This is a genomic window from Paenibacillus lautus NBRC 15380 (assembly GCF_004000945.1).
Lineage (GTDB): Bacteria > Bacillota > Bacilli > Paenibacillales > Paenibacillaceae > Paenibacillus_AQ > Paenibacillus_AQ lautus.
The window spans coordinates 158,977-177,590 of record NZ_BIMF01000001.1 but is presented as its reverse complement, the minus strand read 5'-3'; the positions used below and the strand labels follow the sequence as shown (position 1 = coordinate 177,590).

Here is an 18,614-nt window from a genome sequence, read left to right as displayed (position 1 = left end):
CTTATAATGAAACGATGGAAATCTTTGAAAGCTCTGTTTGCAATGAAACTCCAGAGCCGTATGCTGCTTATCATTTTGGGGTCGATCACGATTTTTCTAGCTGTCATGATGGCTTATATCAGTATGACTACAACGGAGGAAGCGCTGGATTCGGCCAAGACGCTTGCGGTGACAACGAGTGAGAAGATCGGCGCGATTGTACAAGCAGAGCTCGACGATGTAATGAACTCCGCGCGTACATTGGCTGTAAGCTTTGTTGGAATGAAAGAGAGCGATACCACGAATCGTGCAGCCGTTAATGAGATACTGAGAAGAAATCTGGAAGACAATCCGTCCTGGAAAGGGATCTGGACGTTGTGGGAGCCGGATGCTTTTGACGGACAGGATAGCGAATATAAAAACAAACTCGGCAGTGACCAATCGGGACGAATGATGTCCTACTGGGCAAGAACGGAGTCCGGCCTGGAACATTCCGTAATCGAGGATTATGAGCACGAAGGGGAAGGTGATTTCTATCTCCTGGCGAAGAACAGCGGCAAAGAAATCATAATGGATCCGTACGTCTTCAAAGTAGGCAACGAAGATGTTATGATGACATCGCTCGTTGTTCCGATTATCGATAACGGAAAGACCGTCGGTGTGGTCGGCGTCGATATTTCCCTGGCACATTTGCAAAGCGTAATGGAGCAATTCCGATTGTTCGATACGGGGTATGCGCATATTTATTCGAACACCGGCGTGATCGTAACGTCGCCGGAGGACGGATTGATGGGGCAGACGCTGGAAAAGGCCTATCCCGGCAAGACGGTTCCTCTTATACTGGATGCGATTCGGGAAGGAGATGTCTATACCGAGGAAGATTCAGAGCTGTACAAGCTGTATACGCCGATCAAGACCGGATTAACCGAAACGCCATGGTCTGCTGCTATCATTATCCCGATGGATGAGATTACGGCGAAGTCGGATGCACTGATCATCTCCATTATCGTTGCCGGTGTAGCCACCCTGGTGGCCATGGCGGCTGTAGTGGTTCTGTTAACGAGATCCATCGTGAAGCCGCTGGGCGTTTCCGTTGCCATCGGCGAGTACATGTCGAAGGGAGACTTCACGCAGAAGGTTCCTGCGGTTTATCTTCGCAGAGCCGACGAGATCGGCACGTTGTCCAGAGTATTCGCTCAGCTGCTGGAGAGCATGAAGGAAATGATCGGCAAAGTGAACATGAACGCATCATCGGTAGCCGCCGCTTCACAGCAGCTGTCGGCTGGTGCCGAGGAACTGGCCGTTGGAAGCAGCAGTCAGGCTGAATCCGTGCAAACCGTTAGCGAATTGTTCCATGAATGGTCGAATGCCATCAATTCCGTGGCGAGCGATGCCTCGGCTGCATCGGAGCTTGTAAATCAAACCTCCGGCATTGCAGCGGAAGGCAGCGGCATCGTCCAGCAGTCGGTGGAAGGCATGAATCGGGTACGGGAGCAGGTTGCCAAACTCGAAGCTGACTCCCAGCGGATCGGCGAGATCATCGAGGTCATCGATGACATCGCCAAGCAGACCAATCTGCTTGCCCTCAATGCCACGATCGAGGCTGCCCGTGCCGGAGATCAAGGAAGAGGTTTCGCTGTGGTGGCGGATGAAGTGCGTAAGCTAGCCGAACGTAGCGGAGGTGCCACGAAGCAGATCGCCGATATCATCAAGGGCATGCAGAAGAATACGACCGATAGCGTGGAGGCGGTGAATCAAGGCGTCATCCACACGGAAAAAGCCGGTGAAGCCTTTGCCTACATTACAAGCATGGTGAACGAATCGGCGGGCAAAGTGATGGATATTGCAGCCGCCAGCGAGGAGCAGGCAGCCCAGGCTGCCGAGGTGGCAACCGCAATTGAAACGATATCTTCGTCGACGGAGGAAACGGCGGCTACAAGCGAGGAATCGGCTGCAACAGCACAATCGCTTGCTGAGCTTGCCGAAGAGTTGAACCATACCGTATCGGCCTTCAAAATCTCGTAGCACCACTGGCATATTGATGATAAGCTTGGCCTAAGGGCCAGGCTTTTTTTATATATAAAGTGACGATTTATGTACGCTGTGAGATTTTAATACACCTAAAACTACTCCTAAACGCGGTCTGTCTTCTGTGAAGTACGTCGATAGAAGTTTTTGTCCATAAATCAGTTGCACTGCTCGGACGAAGGGAGGAACACGTGTTGTGAATGGCAGCTTGTTTCAGCAGATGTTAGAAGAGGGAGATTATGTCCCGCGCTTTAACGCCTATTATTATAAGCAGTGGATGGATTATGAAATGCCTTACCATCAGCATGATTCAACCGAGATTATGTATATGATTTCAGGGGTATGCCGGATTGACGTGAAGGTAGGCGATACGGAAAAGAGCGTCACGCTCAAAAAAGGGGAGTTTATGGTGCTGGATGCCGATGTCCCGCATCGGTTAATCGTTGAGCAGGCGGTCTCCTGCCGAATGCTGAATGTGGAGTTCGGGTTTATGGAAAGTGAAGGGAGGACGCTTTCTCTTAGGCAGATTGCCGGTGAGGAGCAAGAGGTGTCTTTTCTCCTGAATCGGCCGTTTCCCTACTTGGTGCTAGCGGATAAGGAGGAGGTATATCCGGTGCTCAAGAGCCTCGTGCTTGAACTCGATCAGAGAGGGACCGAGGGCAGAATGATGACGCATATGCTGTTTATTCAATTGCTTGTATGCATTGCCCGTCTGTATGAAGAAAGGGAACGCAGCGAAGTGCAGCAGAGCGAGTTCTATATTAAACGAAGTGTCGATTTCTTGCATCAGAACTATGACCGCAATATTCAGGTGAAGGACGTTGCCGCCGAGGTGAATCTGCATCCCGGCTACTTGCATCGGGTATTTCGCAGAGGAACGGGCAGGACAATCACCGAGTATCTGACCATGATTCGCATGGAAAAGGCCAAAATGCTGCTGGAGCAGACGGATATCCCCATACATGAAATATCGGATTATGTGGGTGTTGGCAGCCGGCAGTATTTCCATATGTTGTTCAAGAAGTATACGGGAACCACGCCGGTGGAATATCGGCTGCGGAAGGACCGGAATGCCTGGAAATATGGTGATCCGGATGCCGTAGCAGATAAGAAGTGAGGATTTTTGACTCGGAAGAGTTCAAGAGGTCATGATTTTGATAACGCTTTCTACCGCTCGATTGCTACAATAACTACAATCTAATTTGCAGCTAGGGAGTGGATAGAATGTCATTTAAGGTTGCTTTTATCGGAGCGGGAAGCATCGGTTTTACCCGGGGAATTCTGCGTGACTTGTTGACTGTACCGGAGTTCAGGGATATCGAGGTTGCTTTCACCGACATCAGCCAGCATAACCTGGATATGGTCACGGAATTGTGTCAGCGGGACATTACCGAGAATGGACTGTCGATTGCAATCCAGTCCACCACGGATCGAAGACAAGCCCTGCAGGATGCCAAATATGTCATCTGCACCATTCGCGTGGGCGGACTGGAGGCATTCCGTACGGATGTGGACATTCCGCTGAAATATGGCATCGATCAATGCGTGGGCGACACGCTCTGTGCAGGCGGCATTATGTATGGCCAGCGGGGAATCCCCGAGATGCTGAACATTTGCCGGGATATTCGCGAGGTGTGCGCACCTGACGTTCTGCTATTGAACTATTCGAATCCGATGGCCATGCTGACATGGGCATGCAATCAGTATGGCGGCGTGCGGACGATTGGTTTATGCCATGGCGTGCAGCATGGGCATCATCAGATCGCCGAGGTGTATGGCTTGAAAAAACAAGAGGTCGATATTGTCTGTGCCGGGATTAATCATCAGACTTGGTATATTCAAGCCTCACATCAAGGCAAGGACTTGACGGCTGGGCTGCTGGAGGCATTTGAACGACATTCGGAGTACAGCAGGACAGAGAAGGTTCGCATCGATATGCTGCGGCGTTTCGGATATTACAGCACCGAATCCAACGGCCATCTAAGCGAATATGTTCCTTGGTACCGTAAACGGCCGGAGGAAATTACGGAGTGGATTGACCTCAGCAGCTGGATCAATGGAGAGACGGGCGGATATTTGCGAGTCTGTACCGAGGGACGCAACTGGTTCGAGACCGATTTCCCGAACTGGATGAAAGATCCGGCTATGGAATACACGCCGGAGCAACGGGGAGAGGAGCACGGCTCCTACATTATTGAAGGTTTGGAGACCGGCCGGGTATACCGGGGACATTTTAATGTCGTGAATGAAGGCATTATCGCAAATCTGCCGGAAGATGCCATCATTGAGGCGCCGGGTTACGTCGACCGCAACGGCATTTCCATGCCGCATGTAGGGAGTTTACCGTTAGGGCCGGCTGCGGTGTGCAACGCAAGCATATCCGTTCAACGGCTGGCGGTTGAAGCGGCGGTTCATGGAGATGACAAGCTGCTTCGTCAGGCATTTATGATGGATCCGCTGGTCGGAGCGGTATGTAATCCGAAGGAAATCTGGCAGCTGGTTGATGAAATGCTGGTAGCCGGTGAAGCATGGCTTCCTCAGTACGCGGCTTCGATCGCCGATGCGAAGGTACGTCTAACAGCGGGCAATCTGATCCCTACCCGTCCATATGAAGGAGCCGCCAGACTCAAGGTGAAGACGGTGGAGGAGATGCAGCTCGATCGGGAGAAGGCAAACAAAAACGCAGGTGAATCCGACAAAGGGAAGGATCGCGAAAAAGGGTAAACCGGTTGCACATTAACGAAGGTATCAAACAATAGAAATACTTAGAGTTTCATAAATGCGTATTAAACAAACACTTTGGGCGTGGATGGTATAACGGACAAAAATCCGCTATAATCCCTCTGCCAGAAGTGTTTTTTTCTGGATTCCGTTCATCTTTTACCTGCATATACTACGAATACCTAGATACAAATTCGGATGGACAATCCCTGACCTTAGACAGGTACACAGTTTGGGTAAAAATGGTTACAATTCAATTAGATAGGCAAAGTTCACCATTAAGGAGGCATGGGGATGATTATTGGGGTTCCCAAAGAAATCAAAAATAACGAAAGCCGCGTAGGCATGACGCCGGGTACGGTCGTCAGCTTCAGAAATGCCGGGCACGAAGTTCTCGTACAATCCGGTGCCGGCCTTGGGATCGGTTTTACGGATGAAGCATATAGAGCGGCTGGAGCCAAGGTGGTTGCAACGGCTGCCGAAGCGTGGAAAGCCGAGATGGTTGTGAAGGTGAAAGAACCCCTGCAAGAGGAATATGAATACTTTCAAGAGGAAATGATCCTATACACGTATCTGCACCTGGCCCCCGAGCCGGAACTGACCAAAGCGCTCGTTGACCGTAAGGTGAGTGCCGTTGCTTATGAAACGATACAATTGACGGATGGCAGCTTGCCGCTGCTGACACCGATGAGTGAAGTGGCAGGTAGAATGTCCATTCAAATCGGGGCGCATTTCCTGGAAAAAGCGCACGGCGGCAAGGGTGTCCTTCTAAGCGGCGTACCGGGCGTCGCACCGGGTAAGGTCGCCGTTATCGGCGGCGGCATCGTTGGCACCAATGCGGCAAGGATTGCGCTGGGGCTCGGGGCGGACGTCAGCATCCTCGATATTAATCCCGGCCGACTTCGTCAACTGGATGATCTTTTCCAGGGGCGGGTCAAAACGATCATGTCCGATCCGTATCACATTGCGGAAACGGTGAAGGCCGCCGACCTTGTCGTGGGTGCGGTATTGATTCCCGGTGCACGGGCCCCGCGCCTCGTAACGGAAGAGATGGTAAAAGAGATGAGTCCGGGATCGGTCATCGTGGATGTGGCGATTGATCAAGGAGGCTCCATTGAGACGATCGACCGGATCACCACGCATGACAACCCGACCTATGAAAAGCATGGTGTTATCCATTATGCTGTAGCCAACATGCCGGGCGCCGTAGCCAGAACCTCCACCATGGCACTGACCAATGTAACGGCACCCTATGGGTTGAGAATAGCAAGTAAAGGACTACGGACTGCCGCACGTCATGATAAAGCGCTTGCCAAGGGCATTAATGTCATCGACGGCAAGGTAACCTATGAAGCGGTTGCGGCGGCTCATGGTTATGCGTATACCAGCATTGACGATTATTTGCTGGCATAGAGATAACAAGTTTAAAGCATGTAGAGCCATTTTTCAAAAATTCGACATGATACCGGGGGTTATGACGTAAACCTTGGGGGCTTTCGTTGGCCAGCATGGACAAAGTTGAAAAATGGCTTTTTTATGTTCCTACCATGTTTGATGGCATCTTGCACCGAGGTCACCTTCGCCTAGGTCAACATAAACAGGAGCTTATGCAGTTCCTTTTCCTCCAAATGCCTCCACTCACCCCGTTCCAGTTGATCCAGCGTAATATTCATAATTCGGACACGCTCCAGCTTCAGCACTCTGTACCCCAAGGCTTTACACATTCTGCGGATTTGCAGATTAAGGCCCTGTGTCAAAATGATACGAAATACATCTTCGCTTTGCCTGTAAACCGTGCATGGTTTGGTTACTACGTTCAGGATTTCAACACCTTGAGACATCGCTTGCATAAATTCGTCCGTAACGGGTTTGTCCACGGTCACCACATATTCTTTCTCATGATTATGTTCCGAACGCATCATTTTGTTCACAATATCTCCGTCATTCGTAAGCAAAATCAAACCTTCAGAGGCTTTATCCAGCCTACCAATGGCAAATATGCGCGATGGATAGTTAACAAACTGAATAATGTTTCCCGCCACATGTTCTGCTGCCGTACAGACAATACCGATGGGTTTATTGAGAGCCAGGTAAACCGCCTCGCTATCATGATGAGGAATTTCCTTCCCATCTATCAATACGAGATCGTGCAGTTCAACATCCGCCCCTTTTTCACACACCTTGCCATTGATCGTAATCCGTCCGGCCGCAATCAATCGGTTGGTTTCTCTGCGCGAGCAAAATCCCGTTTCACTTATATATTTGTTAATTCGCATGCTCCACCGCTTCTCATGTGTAATATTGCCACAGGTTCATTTAGTTAGCTCCTCTTCTCATTTCCTCCTCTGGCGGATTGAAGTGGTAACCGGGGAGCAAGCGAGCCTAGTAAAAATCCTGCGACATGTTCTCTTCGTCTGCAACAGCCTGTATCTCCTCCGAACCGATGCTGATGAAGCGGTAGCCGTCCGCTGCCTGCTTCTTCAGCGCTCGTTCTTTGATGAACTTGGGGCTGGCTTCGCCGCCGTCTTCGTCATACACGAGCAGAATGCCATCAGTTTTGCGGAGAAGCAAATCGTCTCTGGCCGTAAATTGCCACGGCCCCTGATAAGGGCTCTTACTGACAGGCGCATAGAAGTCTACCCCCTTCATCACTTCCTGAAAATAAGCTTTTTTATCCTCATTCCATTGCTCCTCGGGATTCTGGTAGGCCGTCAGAATGGAGCATTTCAGGTCGGGGTATTGGGACTTTAGTTCGATAGCCGCTTCAATGGCCCACAGGTCCACGCCATATTGGCCGGGAGTGATGACCCACTGGAGGCCTTCCTCAAGCAGCGGAACCAAGCGGTTGGCAATTGCTTTGCGTATATAAGGTATGCCTTGGTGTTTGTTGTTGTAAATACCGAGCTCGTGGGCCCGATATCCGGTAATCAGAAGGTTTTCCAATCGAGCACGCTCCCTGACAAGAATTAGGTCTAGTGTACCTTTTTCGGAAATTTTGATCAATCGATGTTACAAATCGTATAGAATGGGTAAGTAACCCGGAATACATATTTTAGGAGGAAATTCGATTGAAGAAGTGGACAGCAGTATTACTAGGGGCAATTTTGGTTATGAGCATGACAGCATGCGGCAAGGACAACAAAGCAGCAGACGACGCTGCAACGCCGCCGGCAACGGAACAAGGGACGACTCCTTCGACAGAGACGCCGCCAGCTAAAGAAGAACCGAAGGAGGATGCTCTTCCAACTGCTGACGAGCTTCTTCAGAAATCGGCTGAAGCTTCCCAGAATTTGAAGAGCTTTGCGATGAAAGCCGATGTCAAGCAGCATATCGTGATTGAAGGCGAAGAGAAGCAGGAGCAAGACGTCAATATGTCGCTTGATTCGGAACTTACGCTCGAGCCGGTGGAGATGATGCAGAACGTTGTGATGGATTCTCCGGAAGGCAAGGTCGAGATGAAGCAGTATATAACGGAAGACGGCATTTACATGCTTATGGATGGTCAATGGATGCAGGTTCCGAAGGAATCGGAGCAGGAGATCCGCGACAGCCTGGATATGAGCAGTGCGAGTCCAGAGCAGCAGGTAGAGCAGTTCAAGACCCTCGCTAAGGACTTCAAAGTAACGGAGGACGGAGACACATACGTCCTGACGGCGGATGTTTCCGGCGACAATCTGAAGGAGCTTGCCAAGTCCATGATGAGCCAAGCGGGCAACGATCCGCAGATGGAAGCCATGATGGATCAAATGGATATCAAGAGCATTCATATTATCTATGGCGTACAGAAGGAGTCTTACCTGCCGGTAACAACCGATTTGGACATGGTAATGGCAATGGATGCCGAAGGTCAGAAGGTATCCTTGGATATGAAAATGAAGAGCGCCTACTCCAAGCATAACGAAATCAGCAAGATTGAAGTGCCGAAGGAAGCATTGAACGCGGATTAATGCTGTTTGGGTGATGAAATAAGCGGAATATGAAATGATTGATATTCCTCATGAAGAGGCTGCCTCGGTTCTGTAGATGTTCTACAGACCGAGGCAGCCTTATTTGATGGAATCAATTTCATTTCAACGGGTAGGGTCAAGGCAACGGCTTCCTCCGTTGTTTGACTAGGAGGCTTGCCGTGAGGCGTGCTTGAGTTAACAGTCAGCGGCATGTATCTTTAGGCACCGCCAAATTTATGGTTTAGCAACTTCGACAATGACGCTGCCGAACAATTGACCGTTGATCGAGACCATGATGCGCCACAGTCCAGGCGAAGGAAGTGACATCGTTGTCGGCAATGAGGCATCGGCACCATTATGAGGATAAGGAGTGACGCGAGATTTAAATACATCGATGATCTTTGACGAATTTTGTTTCACGGCGGTGATGACCAGATCCCCCGTTAATTCCTCTTTGCTTCCCCAAAAGTGCCACATATATTTATTGGGGTGACCTGCGATAAACCCAGGATCAATAAAGCCGAGATGTCCCTTAATGCCGGTCATTTCAGTGGGAGGAAACTGGGAGGACAGCATCGCCTCCACCGGGTCTTCAGAAGCAGCCGAAACGAAGCTCGGGCTCGGCTCCCAGCTGCTGTCCGGCACATCAATCACGATATCGCCGTATTTCTCCTGATCCACCATCACGTCGAATCGCCATAACCCGGAGAGCGGCAGGGCAAAGCGGGAAGAGACTCGGGTGAAGTTATCGTAAGCCATATCGGAGGTAATCTCCGTCTCGGCAAGCTCTTCAAGGGTAGTTCCCGTATCCCGGTGTACGGCGGTTATGCGGATCGTTTTCCCTTCAAGGGCTTGAATTGGGGTTAACAGATTCCACCAGGCACCGGCCGGAGAACCCGCGGTAAAATCACCACCCTGGACCGCCTGAAGTTTATCTACTCCATTCTCCGTGTATACGTTGCGGGGAGTCCATTTGGCTGCGTACCCCCAGCCCTGGCTGGGGATCATCCGTTGAAGCGCAGGGGACTCACGCCATCCCCATACCGCCGCTAGAAGAAGAATCATGAATGCACTTACGCTTATAACACGCAGACGCGTTGGAGACCTCCGTTTGTTTCGGCCCTTCTTTACAGAGCCGTTAGCGGCACTGTTCAATACACTGGATTTCATCTTCTCGGTAAACATCGGCTCATTGAATGGAGAAGAAGCGAGTCCCTGTATCCAATCCGGCTGCGGCTCTTGTTCGGTCTTCACTGGACATCCTCTCCTTTCAACATCTTTTCCATTCGGGCGCGAGCCCGGTGCAGTCTGGATTTGATTGTTCCTTCGGATATGCCGAGCAGTTCCGCCATTTCTTTTCGCGGCAGCTGATAATGGGATTCCAGGATAAGCACCTCCCGGTATTTGGGCGGCAGCTCCATCACGTACTTCCAAATCTGCGAGACGGCAGCAGCATCCATAAACTCTGTTTCGGCAGAGGGTTTAGTCTGTTTGGAGGCGATCCAGCCGGTTAGAGATACCCTTGTCATAAAGGGAGTTTTGAGATAGTTCAGGGACAGGTTGCGGGTGATGGTGAACAGCCATGTTTTGACAGAGCTCCGGCCCTGAAAATCATTCCAGTGCTTAAATGCTCTCAAGAACACGTCCTGACTGATATCATCAGCCGCATCTTTGCGTTTTGTTAGGAAGAACGCATAGTTCCACACGTCCTGGCCGAAGGACTCCATTAAATCGCTCAGCACCGTGCTTGCTTCATTTACGGCCACCATTTGTTTCAGGTACTCCAATCGCATCACCTCGAATATTAGACAATTGAACAAAGGATCGGTTCCCGGATTCCCCCGAAAATTTGAAACAATTTAACGTGCAAATCGTTGTAATGAATAACAGGTATGCAGGGAATCGAGGAAGGGGAGAAGGCGTATGCATTTATATTTTAAGGATAACTTTTTTAGCTCGGGTATAACAGATATTATGGATAGGGAAGGCAGTGTAATAGGAAGTCTGGATTTGAAGAGCGCTTTCGGCTCCTCGCTGGACGTGTATAACGCTTCGGGAGATCCGGTATGCAGCGGCTCGTTTCGTTTCTTCTCCAACAAGTGGCATATCGTGAGCGGCAGCGGGGAAGAGCTGGGCGTGCTGCGTATGCGAATGAGCTTCTTTACGAAAAAATTCGAATACAACGCGGGATCGCGGGGCTTATATGGGATCACTTCGCCTGCCTTTTCCAATGAATATGAAATAACGGATGATGCCGGAAGGGGAATCGCCCATTTTTCCCGCATTAGCGGCTGGCTTCAGGCCGGGGCCTATCTGCTGCAGAATGAGAGCAACGTTCTCGGAGACTGGGAGCTCGTTACCGTGGTGATGGGCATTCACCAAATACGCAAACGCAACAACAGCGCTGCCGCATCGAGCTCTCATTAAATTCAGGACCCAGAATAAGACGATGATAGGAGGAGTCAGAATGAACGAAGTCAGCGATCATCTCGATTATGGATTGACTCTTGTATTTATCGGATTTAATCCTAGTTTGCGGTCGGGGGAAGTCGGACATCATTATGCGAACCCTCGCAACAATTTTTGGAGGATTCTGCATAAATCCGGTTTGACCCCTCGCTTATATGATGCCTCGGAGGATAGGGAATTGCTTAAACTGGGGTATGGGTTTACCAATATTGTGGCCAGGCCTACACGGGGGGCCGAAGACATTACCCGCGAAGAGTACAGACTCGGAAGAGAGACGCTGCGGGAGAAGCTGGCGGAGTACAGACCGGAGGTTGCTTGTTTTGTCGGCAAGGGCGTGTATACCGAATTCAGCGGTAAAGCCAAGGTGGATTGGGGAATTCAGCCGGACTCCGTCGTGGACGGCGTCCATGAGTTTGTAGCTCCTTCTTCCAGTGGACTGGTACGAATGCCAATGGATGAGATTATCGGAATTTATCGGCGATTGAATGATTTTATATCGAGGAATGAGTTCTAAATAAGGAAGCTGGACGAGAACCATTCATTGGGATAATGAAAAAGAGGAACATCCAGAAGACCCGGTTTGTCGGGTTCTTGGTGCTCCTCTTTTGAACATAAAATATATAAGCTTTCCGCGAAGCTAAATCTTCCGATCACGCAAGAAAACACTATACGCGGTTTGTTTTATGGGATCGAACCTCCATTGAGATATTTCATAAGAGGTAGGTTGCCGTATCATGGACTCTTCAGCAGCTCGGGATCGATCCGCGGCACAAGTCCTTCATCGGCTGCACGGTTCAGCAGGGCTGAAATCGCGGCATAGCCGTCTTCGCCCAGCTCTGCGGTAAACGGATTGACGTACAGGTCGATGTGGGCATCGGCGACATCCGGGTCCATTTCCTGAGCATGCTGGAGGACATAGGCCCGAGAGTCCTCGGGATGTTCCCAGGCATATTCGACAGAGGAGCGGATCCAGTTTGAGATGCTTGCCAAATCCAGCGACCTGCGGGCCACAATCGCTCCCAGAGGAATAGGCAGATTCGTATCGGATTCCCACCAGCTGCCCAGATCCGTCATCAGCTTCAATCCATAGGACGGATAGGTAAATCGTGCCTCGTGAATGACAAGCCCGGCATCGATCGCTCCATCCCGGACAGCCGGCATAATTTGATCGAACGGCATCACCACGATTTCGCCGAGTCCTCCAGGTACGTTCTGTGCAGCCCACAGACGGAACAACAGATAAGCTGTGGAGCGCTCACTCGGAACGGCTACCCGCCGGCCGGACAGCGCAGCCGGACTGTCCGGGGCCTTTCCGTCTGTCAGCTTGTCCGCCGTCAGAACGAGAGGCCCGCATCCGCGGCCAAGTGCTCCTCCGCAGGGCAGGAGGGCATATTCATCCAGCACCCAGGGCAGCGCGGCATAGGATATTTTTAAGATATCATGTTCTCGATCCTCGGCCGCCCAGTGATTGGTGATATCGATATCCGCGTAGGATACATCAAGCTCGGGGGCGCCCGGAATCCGTCCGTGAACCCAGGCATGAAATACAAATGTGTCGTTAGGGCAAGGGGAAAAAGCGATTTTCATCGTAGCACCTCCGGTAGTAATGAACTTGCGGTCTCAAGCGCCAGCAGCGCCTCCTTAATCTTCCATGTGCTGCGGTCTCGCGGTCCAACCTGATTGGATATGGAACGGATTTCGAGCACGGGCACACCGGCTGCAGCGGCAGCGGTGGCCACGCCGAATCCCTCCATCGCCTCGGCTGCGGCGTCCGGCACCCGATGGAGGAGGCGTGCAGCCGTAGCTGCTGTTCCCGTCGTGGTGGAGACCGTCAGCACAGGCCCGAGGGTTACGGACGCGCCGGCAATCTTTAAGGCCTCCGCAAGTTTGCGGGCAGAGGCTGGATCTGCCTGTACCCGATCCATTCCGAAGCCGAGCTCCTGGACGCTGCTGAAGCCGTCTTCGGTTTCCGAACCGAGATCAGCGGCAATGATGGTGTCCGCAATGACGATGGAACTAACCTCAGCCTGGCCGGCAAATCCTCCGGCGATACCTGCGCTGACAACAAAATCATAGGTGCTTTGAATCAGCTGGCGGGCAGTCGCAGCAGCGGTAGCCGCGGGACCGACTCCACCCGCGATCACATCAAATCCGTGTGCACCCTTAAGCCCGCGTTGCACGGCTTCTTTTTCGGCATTGACCGCCGTAACAATAAGCACGTGCTTGAAAGACGGGGCTGGCGAGTTATGTGACTCGGTTATATCCACCGAGTTGGATTGGGTATGTTTCTGCATGGTATTAATCTCCTTCTTGGCTGTAACGATAAACATCGCTATCCTTTTACGTTATAACGTTCTTGTGGCGATGTAAAGTCTCGTGCATGTTAAGCTTGGACTTTATGTGTAGCAGCAACTTTCCGATATAGAGTATAATGGACGGTAACTTACATACATCATGACTAGATTCGGAGGTTGGATAGCTTTGCGTAAGAAGGGTGCGAATGGACAAGAAAGCCGGGCTAGACTACTGATTGTCGCTGCCAATGAATTTGCAAAGTCAGGATACCATCAGACAAAGATCAGCACCATCGTTTCCCGGGCTGGATTGACGCAGCCGTCATTCTATTTGTATTTTGAGAGCAAAGAAGCGGTTTTCAAGGAGCTGGTGGAGAAATTTCGTTCTGAGCTCAAGATTCTGCTCGAGGACAGCAGAATGGAAAGCGGAATCGATGAGGATCATGTGACCGGTCGTTTGCAGAGTGTGCTGACGGGGCTGTTCGCGTTTCTTGGCAAAGACCCGGATCTGACACAAATCGGTTTTTTCATTGGGGATGACGCTGTCATCGTAAAATCTGAAATGGCAGCCATGATTGAGCAAAATCTGAAAGCTGAGCAGCGGGACGGGTACTTTGACGGTGATTCCGATATGCACATCGTTGCGGAGTGCTTGGTCGGTGTCATTGAAAGACTGACCTCCCAGCAGCTTCTGACAGGCAAGCGTACTCCTGAGGATCTTGCGCGTCACGTGGTGAGTTTATTTATGCACGGCATCAGCATTTATCCGGTTAAGTGGACTACATAAGGCAATGAAATTTAATGCATAAAAATAAGACAATTAAAATATCAGAAAACAGGCTGTGACACGGGTAGGGTTAACCGTGGACGGCCTGTTTTTTGCTGCTGACCAGAGCCAAATCCCAGCAAGCGTTTGATCTTTTTCAAAGAATTGCAGTATATTCATTATACGTTTATGTAACCGATTGCAACCGCAGATGACGAACGAAGGATCAAGGATCGGGGGACTTATTCATGAAGAAGATGATGCTGGTATACGGTGCGCTTCTATTGGCTTTTCTCACCTATGTGTTCATGTACAGGCTGGAGGACAAGCGTTCTTCGGCTTGGGAGGAGGGCGGCCTGCACGGCAGCATTGGGGAGAATTATGTCATGGTGACTTTTCAATCCGGCATGGAATATTGGAAAAATATTTTAAAGGGCTTCGAGGATGGAGGGGATGCTCTGGGCGTATCTGTTGATTACCGCGGCTCTACACAATATGACGTGGAGGAACAGATCACCGTTCTGGAACAAGTGATTGCCAAAAAGCCCGCCGGTATCGCCTTGTCGGCCATCGATTCCAAAGCACTGACGTCGACGATTAATAAAGCCGTGGAAGCCGGGATCCCCGTTGTGCTGTTCGATGCGGATGCACCTGACAGTAAGGCTTATTCTTTCCTGGCGACCAACAATTACAACGCTGGCGTTGCGGCCGCGGATAAAATGGCGCAGCTTCTCGGCCGGGAAGGGGAGATCGGGATTGTTACCCAGCCCGGGCAGCAGAATCATGATGACCGTTCCGAAGGCTTCAGAGACACTTTAGCGCAGCGATATCCGGGCATGTCCGTGGTGGAGATCAGGGAAGGCAAAGGGGATACCCTTGTTGCCAAAGAGGCTGCTGCCGACATGCTGGACAAGCACCCGGATCTCAAAGGGATCTTCGTAACGGAGGCCAGTGGCGGAATGGGCGTGGCAGATGCCGTTATCGGCGCAAATAAAACGAACCGGATTACCATTATCGGATTCGATACGAATAAAGGGACGCTGGACCGGATCTCTGATGGAACCATCGCGGCAACGATCGCCCAGGGAACGTGGAATATGGGCTATTGGTCGCTGCAGTATTTATTTCATCTGCATCATGGTCTTACCGTACCGGCCCCGACGCTCGGCAACGATGTGTCTCCGCTTCCCGTTAGGGTGGACACCGGGATCTCGATCGTGACCCGAGAGAATGTGAATGATTATTATGCAAAATAGAAACAGAGCGGAATCCTGGCGCGAAGGCATCTGGCGGTGGCTGCGGTTCGGGGATTTGCCGCTGAGATACAAGCTGGTCATCTTGTTCCTCATGGTTGGCATCCTGCCCTCAATCGCACTGGGCGTCCTCGTCAATTGGACGGTTAACCGCATTGTGGATCAGCAGGTAACCTCAAACACCATTCAATTAATCGGTAAGGTCAATCAGACCTTGGACAATGATATGGAGAATCTCCAGAATATTACGTATTTGATCGGATTTGACCCACGCACGGAGCGGTTTCTGCATGGGGAAATCCAAGGGGATAAGCCGGCCGCAGGGACCGAAGATACGGGGAATTCCGGCCCGCAGTCGTTCTCGGTGAAGCAGGACAATGAGGAAAATTACGAGATTAAGCGGTATCTTCAAGGCTTCACGACGCTGTACCCGGAAATCGCCTCCATTCTTCTGGTCAATCGTGATGGGGAATACATCAGTAACGAAATGTATGCACGCGGTCCTGCCACCTTGACGGAGGAAGCTTGGTACCATGAGGCTGTTTTAAATGAAGGTATCTTTACAGTGCTCGGCCATCCGGCAGACCGTAAGGTCACCACCCATGTTCATTACGGAAACGAAGAGCTGGTGTCGGTCGTTCGCTCGTTTGTGGATCCGGACACGAGAGAAGTAACCGGAGCGGTATTGATCGATTTGAAGCTGCGGGCAGTCGCGAGAGCGGTCCGGGATGTCACGCTTGGAAAAAGCGGGTATTTGATGGTGGCCGAGGCCGGCGGCTCCAGCATTTACACGCCGGAGGATGCCATCATCCCGTCCATCCCCCCTTCGTGGTTTCCGGACGAGGACAGCGGCGCCTTGATCCGTGAGGTGAACGGAGAGCGGCTGCAATTGATATACGGCACCTCCTCCTTTACCGGCTGGCGGACGATTGGCGTGTTTCCAACCAGCGAATCGGTGTATGAGGTTCGGGAGATTCGGTTTTATATGATTTGTTTCTTGTTTGTGGTGTGCTTGTTTGGCGTAGCTGCATCCTACACGCTTTCACAGTCGATATCCAGACCGATCTGGCAGCTCATGTCCTTCATGCAAAAAGCCGAATCCGGGGATTTGACGACCCGTTATTGGGGAAACCGGCAGGATGAGGTGGGCATGCTTGGACGCAGCTTTAACCGCATGCTTCTGCAGATCCGCAAGTTGATGAAGCTGAGCGAGCTGCGGGAGAAGCAGAAGCGCGAAGCGGAGCTGCGCAGCCTGCAGGCGCATATTAAGCCGCATTTTCTGTATAACACGCTGGATACGATCCATTGGATGGCCCGCAAGAAAGGAGCGGACGATGTATCGGATCTGGTGGAATCCTTGTCGCGGCTGTTTCGAATCGGGCTCAGCAAAGGGGATGATATCATTCCCATGTCCGACGAATGGATGCATATCAGCAGTTACCTGCAGATACAGAAGACGCGTTACCGGGACAGGCTGCAGGTTGAGATGGAGCTTTCGCCTGAGGCTGAGAAATTGTACGTGCTGAAGCTCCTTCTGCAGCCGGTGGTGGAAAACGCGATATACCACGGCATTAAGGCCCGCAGGGGGCCTGGGCGCATTGTCATCAAAGCCCAGGTGAACGGAGATGTTCTTCTCCTAGGCGTCCAGGATAATGGGGCCGGCATGTCTTCTGAGCGGCTGGAGGCGCTTCGCAAACAGCTTGCCGACCCGGTAGCGGCCATGGAGACGACACCGGGAGAAAGGGTAGGCGAAAGCCGCAGCTACGGCATGCTGAATGTACAGGCTCGTATCAAGCTAACGTTTGGCGATGAGTACGGAATCGCAATTGACAGTATAGAGAACGAGGGAACCACGGTAATGATTACGCATCCGCTGCTGCATACCGGCCCTTCGTCCTCCGATGATGATAGGAGAGACAGGCTATGAATAAAGCGTATCAAGTCCTGATTGCTGACGATGAACCGATTATCCGCGAAGGTATTCGGGATGCGGTGGATTGGGAGGCACTTGGCATGGAGGTGGCTGCCGAAGCGGAGGATGGCGAGGAAGCGCTGGAGCTTGCGCTCAGCCGGCCGATCGACATTATGCTGGTCGATATGAATATGCCGTTCCTGGATGGCATCGGGCTCATGAAGCGGATGAAGGAAGAACGTCCCGAATGCCGGTTCGTCATTATTACTGGCCATGACGAATTTGCTTATGCGCAGGAAGCGATCCGGCTCGGGGTTAAGGATTATATATTAAAGCCGGTGAATGCGGATCACCTGATTCGAGTGCTTGGAAGCGTAAGGGATGAACTGAATGACCGGCAAATCCAGGAGAGTTATCTGAAGAAGGCCTCCGAGCAAATCGAGAAGAATATTCCGCTGCTGCGGGAACGATTCTGCTTGGAATGGATGCATGGTCTTCTGGATGAGGAGGAGGCGCTGGAGCAGCTGGAGTTTCTCGGGCTTCCTCCTAGTAAGCCTACTCAGGTCGGCATCGCCAGATGGCCGGAGATAACGGCTCCGCAGCCTTTGATGAAGGAAAGCGACCGGCAGCTGTATCTGTTCGCGATGGAGAATATCATTTCCGAGCTGATCCATCCCGCTCCTTGTGTTTTGTTCCGTGATCATACAGGATGGATCGGCATCTGTTTATGGGGTAAGACGGATGTGGAAATCGCAGCCGATGCCGAGCAATCCATTCAGAAGTACTTGAAGCTGACTGTCAACGTTCATATGGAGTTTGTATCGGAAGGAGCGGGGGCGGTTGCTGCAGCCTATGAGGCCTGCCGGGATGGGGTGTTTAAGGATGCGCAGCTGTCTCCGTTAGTACGGCGGGCCCGGCAGCTCATCCAGGAGCAGTATGCCGTTCGGGAGCTGACGCTGGAATCGTTTGCCCAGGCGCTGCAGGTTTCGCCAGTCTATCTGAGCCGAACGCTAAAGAAAGAACTGGGCACGTCCTTTATTACACTTATGACCCAGACGCGGATTCAAAAGGCGATCCAGCTGCTTAATTCCACCGATCTGAGTATCCTGGATATCGCGGAGCGGGTGGGATATGACAGTCAGCATTATTTCAGCACGGCTTTTAAGAAGGTGATGGGGGTATCGCCAAACCGGTACCGCAAAGGGGCGACGGTTCAGGAAGAGTAGGTGGTTGAGCGAGGATCTT

17 protein-coding genes are annotated in these 18,614 nt (G+C 51.5%); 11 read left to right on the top strand and 6 right to left on the bottom strand.

Annotated features, from left to right (window positions below):
- Positions 1-6 precede the first annotated feature (6 nt).
- The 4 genes from PLA01S_RS00825 to ald all read left to right on the top strand — a co-directional run bounded on the left by PLA01S_RS00825 (position 7) and on the right by ald (position 6,141).
- Entirely contained in the window at positions 7-2,004 is a 1,998-nt protein-coding gene (locus PLA01S_RS00825) for a methyl-accepting chemotaxis protein (RefSeq protein ID WP_127589618.1), read from the top strand.
- A 199-nt stretch (positions 2,005-2,203) separates the two neighbouring features.
- On the top strand, positions 2,204-3,124 hold the full coding sequence (locus tag PLA01S_RS00820) for an AraC family transcriptional regulator (protein WP_127589617.1): 921 nt from the start codon (positions 2,204-2,206) through the stop codon (positions 3,122-3,124).
- 107 nt (positions 3,125-3,231) lie between these two features.
- Complete coding sequence (locus PLA01S_RS00815; protein WP_127589616.1) at positions 3,232-4,731, top strand: alpha-glucosidase/alpha-galactosidase; 1,500 nt, start codon at positions 3,232-3,234, stop codon at positions 4,729-4,731.
- 291 nt (positions 4,732-5,022) lie between these two features.
- Complete coding sequence (gene ald, locus PLA01S_RS00810; protein ID WP_127589615.1) at positions 5,023-6,141, top strand: alanine dehydrogenase; 1,119 nt, start codon at positions 5,023-5,025, stop codon at positions 6,139-6,141.
- A 170-nt stretch (positions 6,142-6,311) separates the two neighbouring features.
- Here ald and PLA01S_RS00805 read toward each other — a convergent pair whose 3' ends face one another.
- Together PLA01S_RS00805 and PLA01S_RS00800 are read right to left on the bottom strand one after the other, a co-directional pair.
- Positions 6,312-7,004 carry a pseudouridine synthase gene (locus tag PLA01S_RS00805; RefSeq protein ID WP_127589614.1) on the bottom strand — a complete coding sequence of 231 codons (693 nt, stop codon included), beginning with the start codon at positions 7,002-7,004 and terminating at the stop codon, positions 6,312-6,314.
- Positions 7,005-7,110: 106 nt separating this feature from the next.
- Positions 7,111-7,671, bottom strand: a complete 561-nt coding sequence (locus tag PLA01S_RS00800) for an SLOG family protein (RefSeq protein ID WP_100540700.1) — start codon at positions 7,669-7,671, stop codon at positions 7,111-7,113.
- A 125-nt stretch (positions 7,672-7,796) separates the two neighbouring features.
- On the opposite strand from PLA01S_RS00800, the gene PLA01S_RS00795 reads away from it, so the two are divergent.
- Positions 7,797-8,675, top strand: a complete 879-nt coding sequence (locus PLA01S_RS00795) for a DUF6612 family protein (RefSeq protein WP_127589613.1) — start codon at positions 7,797-7,799, stop codon at positions 8,673-8,675.
- A gap of 234 nt (positions 8,676-8,909) precedes the next feature.
- Here the strand turns inward: PLA01S_RS00795 and PLA01S_RS00790 are convergent, their stop codons facing one another.
- Both PLA01S_RS00790 and PLA01S_RS00785 read right to left on the bottom strand, forming a co-directional pair.
- Positions 8,910-9,929, bottom strand: a complete 1,020-nt coding sequence (locus tag PLA01S_RS00790) for a DUF4871 domain-containing protein (RefSeq protein WP_127589612.1) — start codon at positions 9,927-9,929, stop codon at positions 8,910-8,912.
- Positions 9,926-10,444: an RNA polymerase sigma factor gene (locus PLA01S_RS00785; protein WP_127590075.1), complete on the bottom strand. Its 519-nt coding sequence runs from the start codon at positions 10,442-10,444 to the stop codon at positions 9,926-9,928. Before PLA01S_RS00785 ends, PLA01S_RS00790 begins: the two co-directional genes overlap by 4 nt.
- A gap of 154 nt (positions 10,445-10,598) precedes the next feature.
- Between PLA01S_RS00785 and PLA01S_RS00780 the strand changes: the two genes are divergently transcribed.
- Both PLA01S_RS00780 and PLA01S_RS00775 read left to right on the top strand, forming a co-directional pair.
- The gene (locus PLA01S_RS00780) at positions 10,599-11,102 is read left to right on the top strand and encodes an LURP-one-related family protein (RefSeq protein WP_127589611.1); all 504 of its coding nucleotides are present in this window, start codon (positions 10,599-10,601) and stop codon (positions 11,100-11,102) included.
- A gap of 40 nt (positions 11,103-11,142) precedes the next feature.
- Positions 11,143-11,658 (top strand): mismatch-specific DNA-glycosylase, encoded by a 516-nt coding sequence (locus PLA01S_RS00775; RefSeq protein WP_127589610.1) that lies wholly within the window; start codon positions 11,143-11,145, stop codon positions 11,656-11,658.
- Positions 11,659-11,876: 218 nt separating this feature from the next.
- Here PLA01S_RS00775 and PLA01S_RS00770 read toward each other — a convergent pair whose 3' ends face one another.
- Positions 11,877-12,731 carry a 1,4-dihydroxy-6-naphtoate synthase gene (locus PLA01S_RS00770; protein WP_127589609.1) on the bottom strand — a complete coding sequence of 285 codons (855 nt, stop codon included), beginning with the start codon at positions 12,729-12,731 and terminating at the stop codon, positions 11,877-11,879.
- A complete protein-coding gene (locus tag PLA01S_RS00765; RefSeq protein ID WP_127589608.1) occupies positions 12,728-13,438 on the bottom strand; it encodes a futalosine hydrolase in 711 nt (236 codons plus the stop codon). The genes PLA01S_RS00770 and PLA01S_RS00765 overlap by 4 nt, the downstream gene beginning before the upstream one ends.
- A 187-nt stretch (positions 13,439-13,625) precedes the next feature.
- On the opposite strand from PLA01S_RS00765, the gene PLA01S_RS00760 reads away from it, so the two are divergent.
- The 4 genes from PLA01S_RS00760 to PLA01S_RS00745 all read left to right on the top strand — a co-directional run bounded on the left by PLA01S_RS00760 (position 13,626) and on the right by PLA01S_RS00745 (position 18,595).
- A complete protein-coding gene (locus PLA01S_RS00760) occupies positions 13,626-14,225 on the top strand; it encodes a TetR/AcrR family transcriptional regulator (RefSeq protein WP_127589607.1) in 600 nt (199 codons plus the stop codon).
- Positions 14,226-14,452: 227 nt separating this feature from the next.
- Entirely contained in the window at positions 14,453-15,460 is a 1,008-nt protein-coding gene (locus tag PLA01S_RS00755) for a substrate-binding domain-containing protein (protein ID WP_127589606.1), read from the top strand.
- The gene (locus PLA01S_RS00750; protein ID WP_371860369.1) at positions 15,441-17,384 is read left to right on the top strand and encodes a cache domain-containing sensor histidine kinase; all 1,944 of its coding nucleotides are present in this window, start codon (positions 15,441-15,443) and stop codon (positions 17,382-17,384) included. Before PLA01S_RS00755 ends, PLA01S_RS00750 begins: the two co-directional genes overlap by 20 nt.
- Positions 17,381-18,595, top strand: coding sequence for a response regulator transcription factor (locus PLA01S_RS00745; protein WP_127589605.1), 1,215 nt, complete (start codon positions 17,381-17,383; stop codon positions 18,593-18,595). The genes PLA01S_RS00750 and PLA01S_RS00745 overlap by 4 nt, the downstream gene beginning before the upstream one ends.
- The last annotated feature ends 19 nt before the right edge of the window (positions 18,596-18,614 follow it).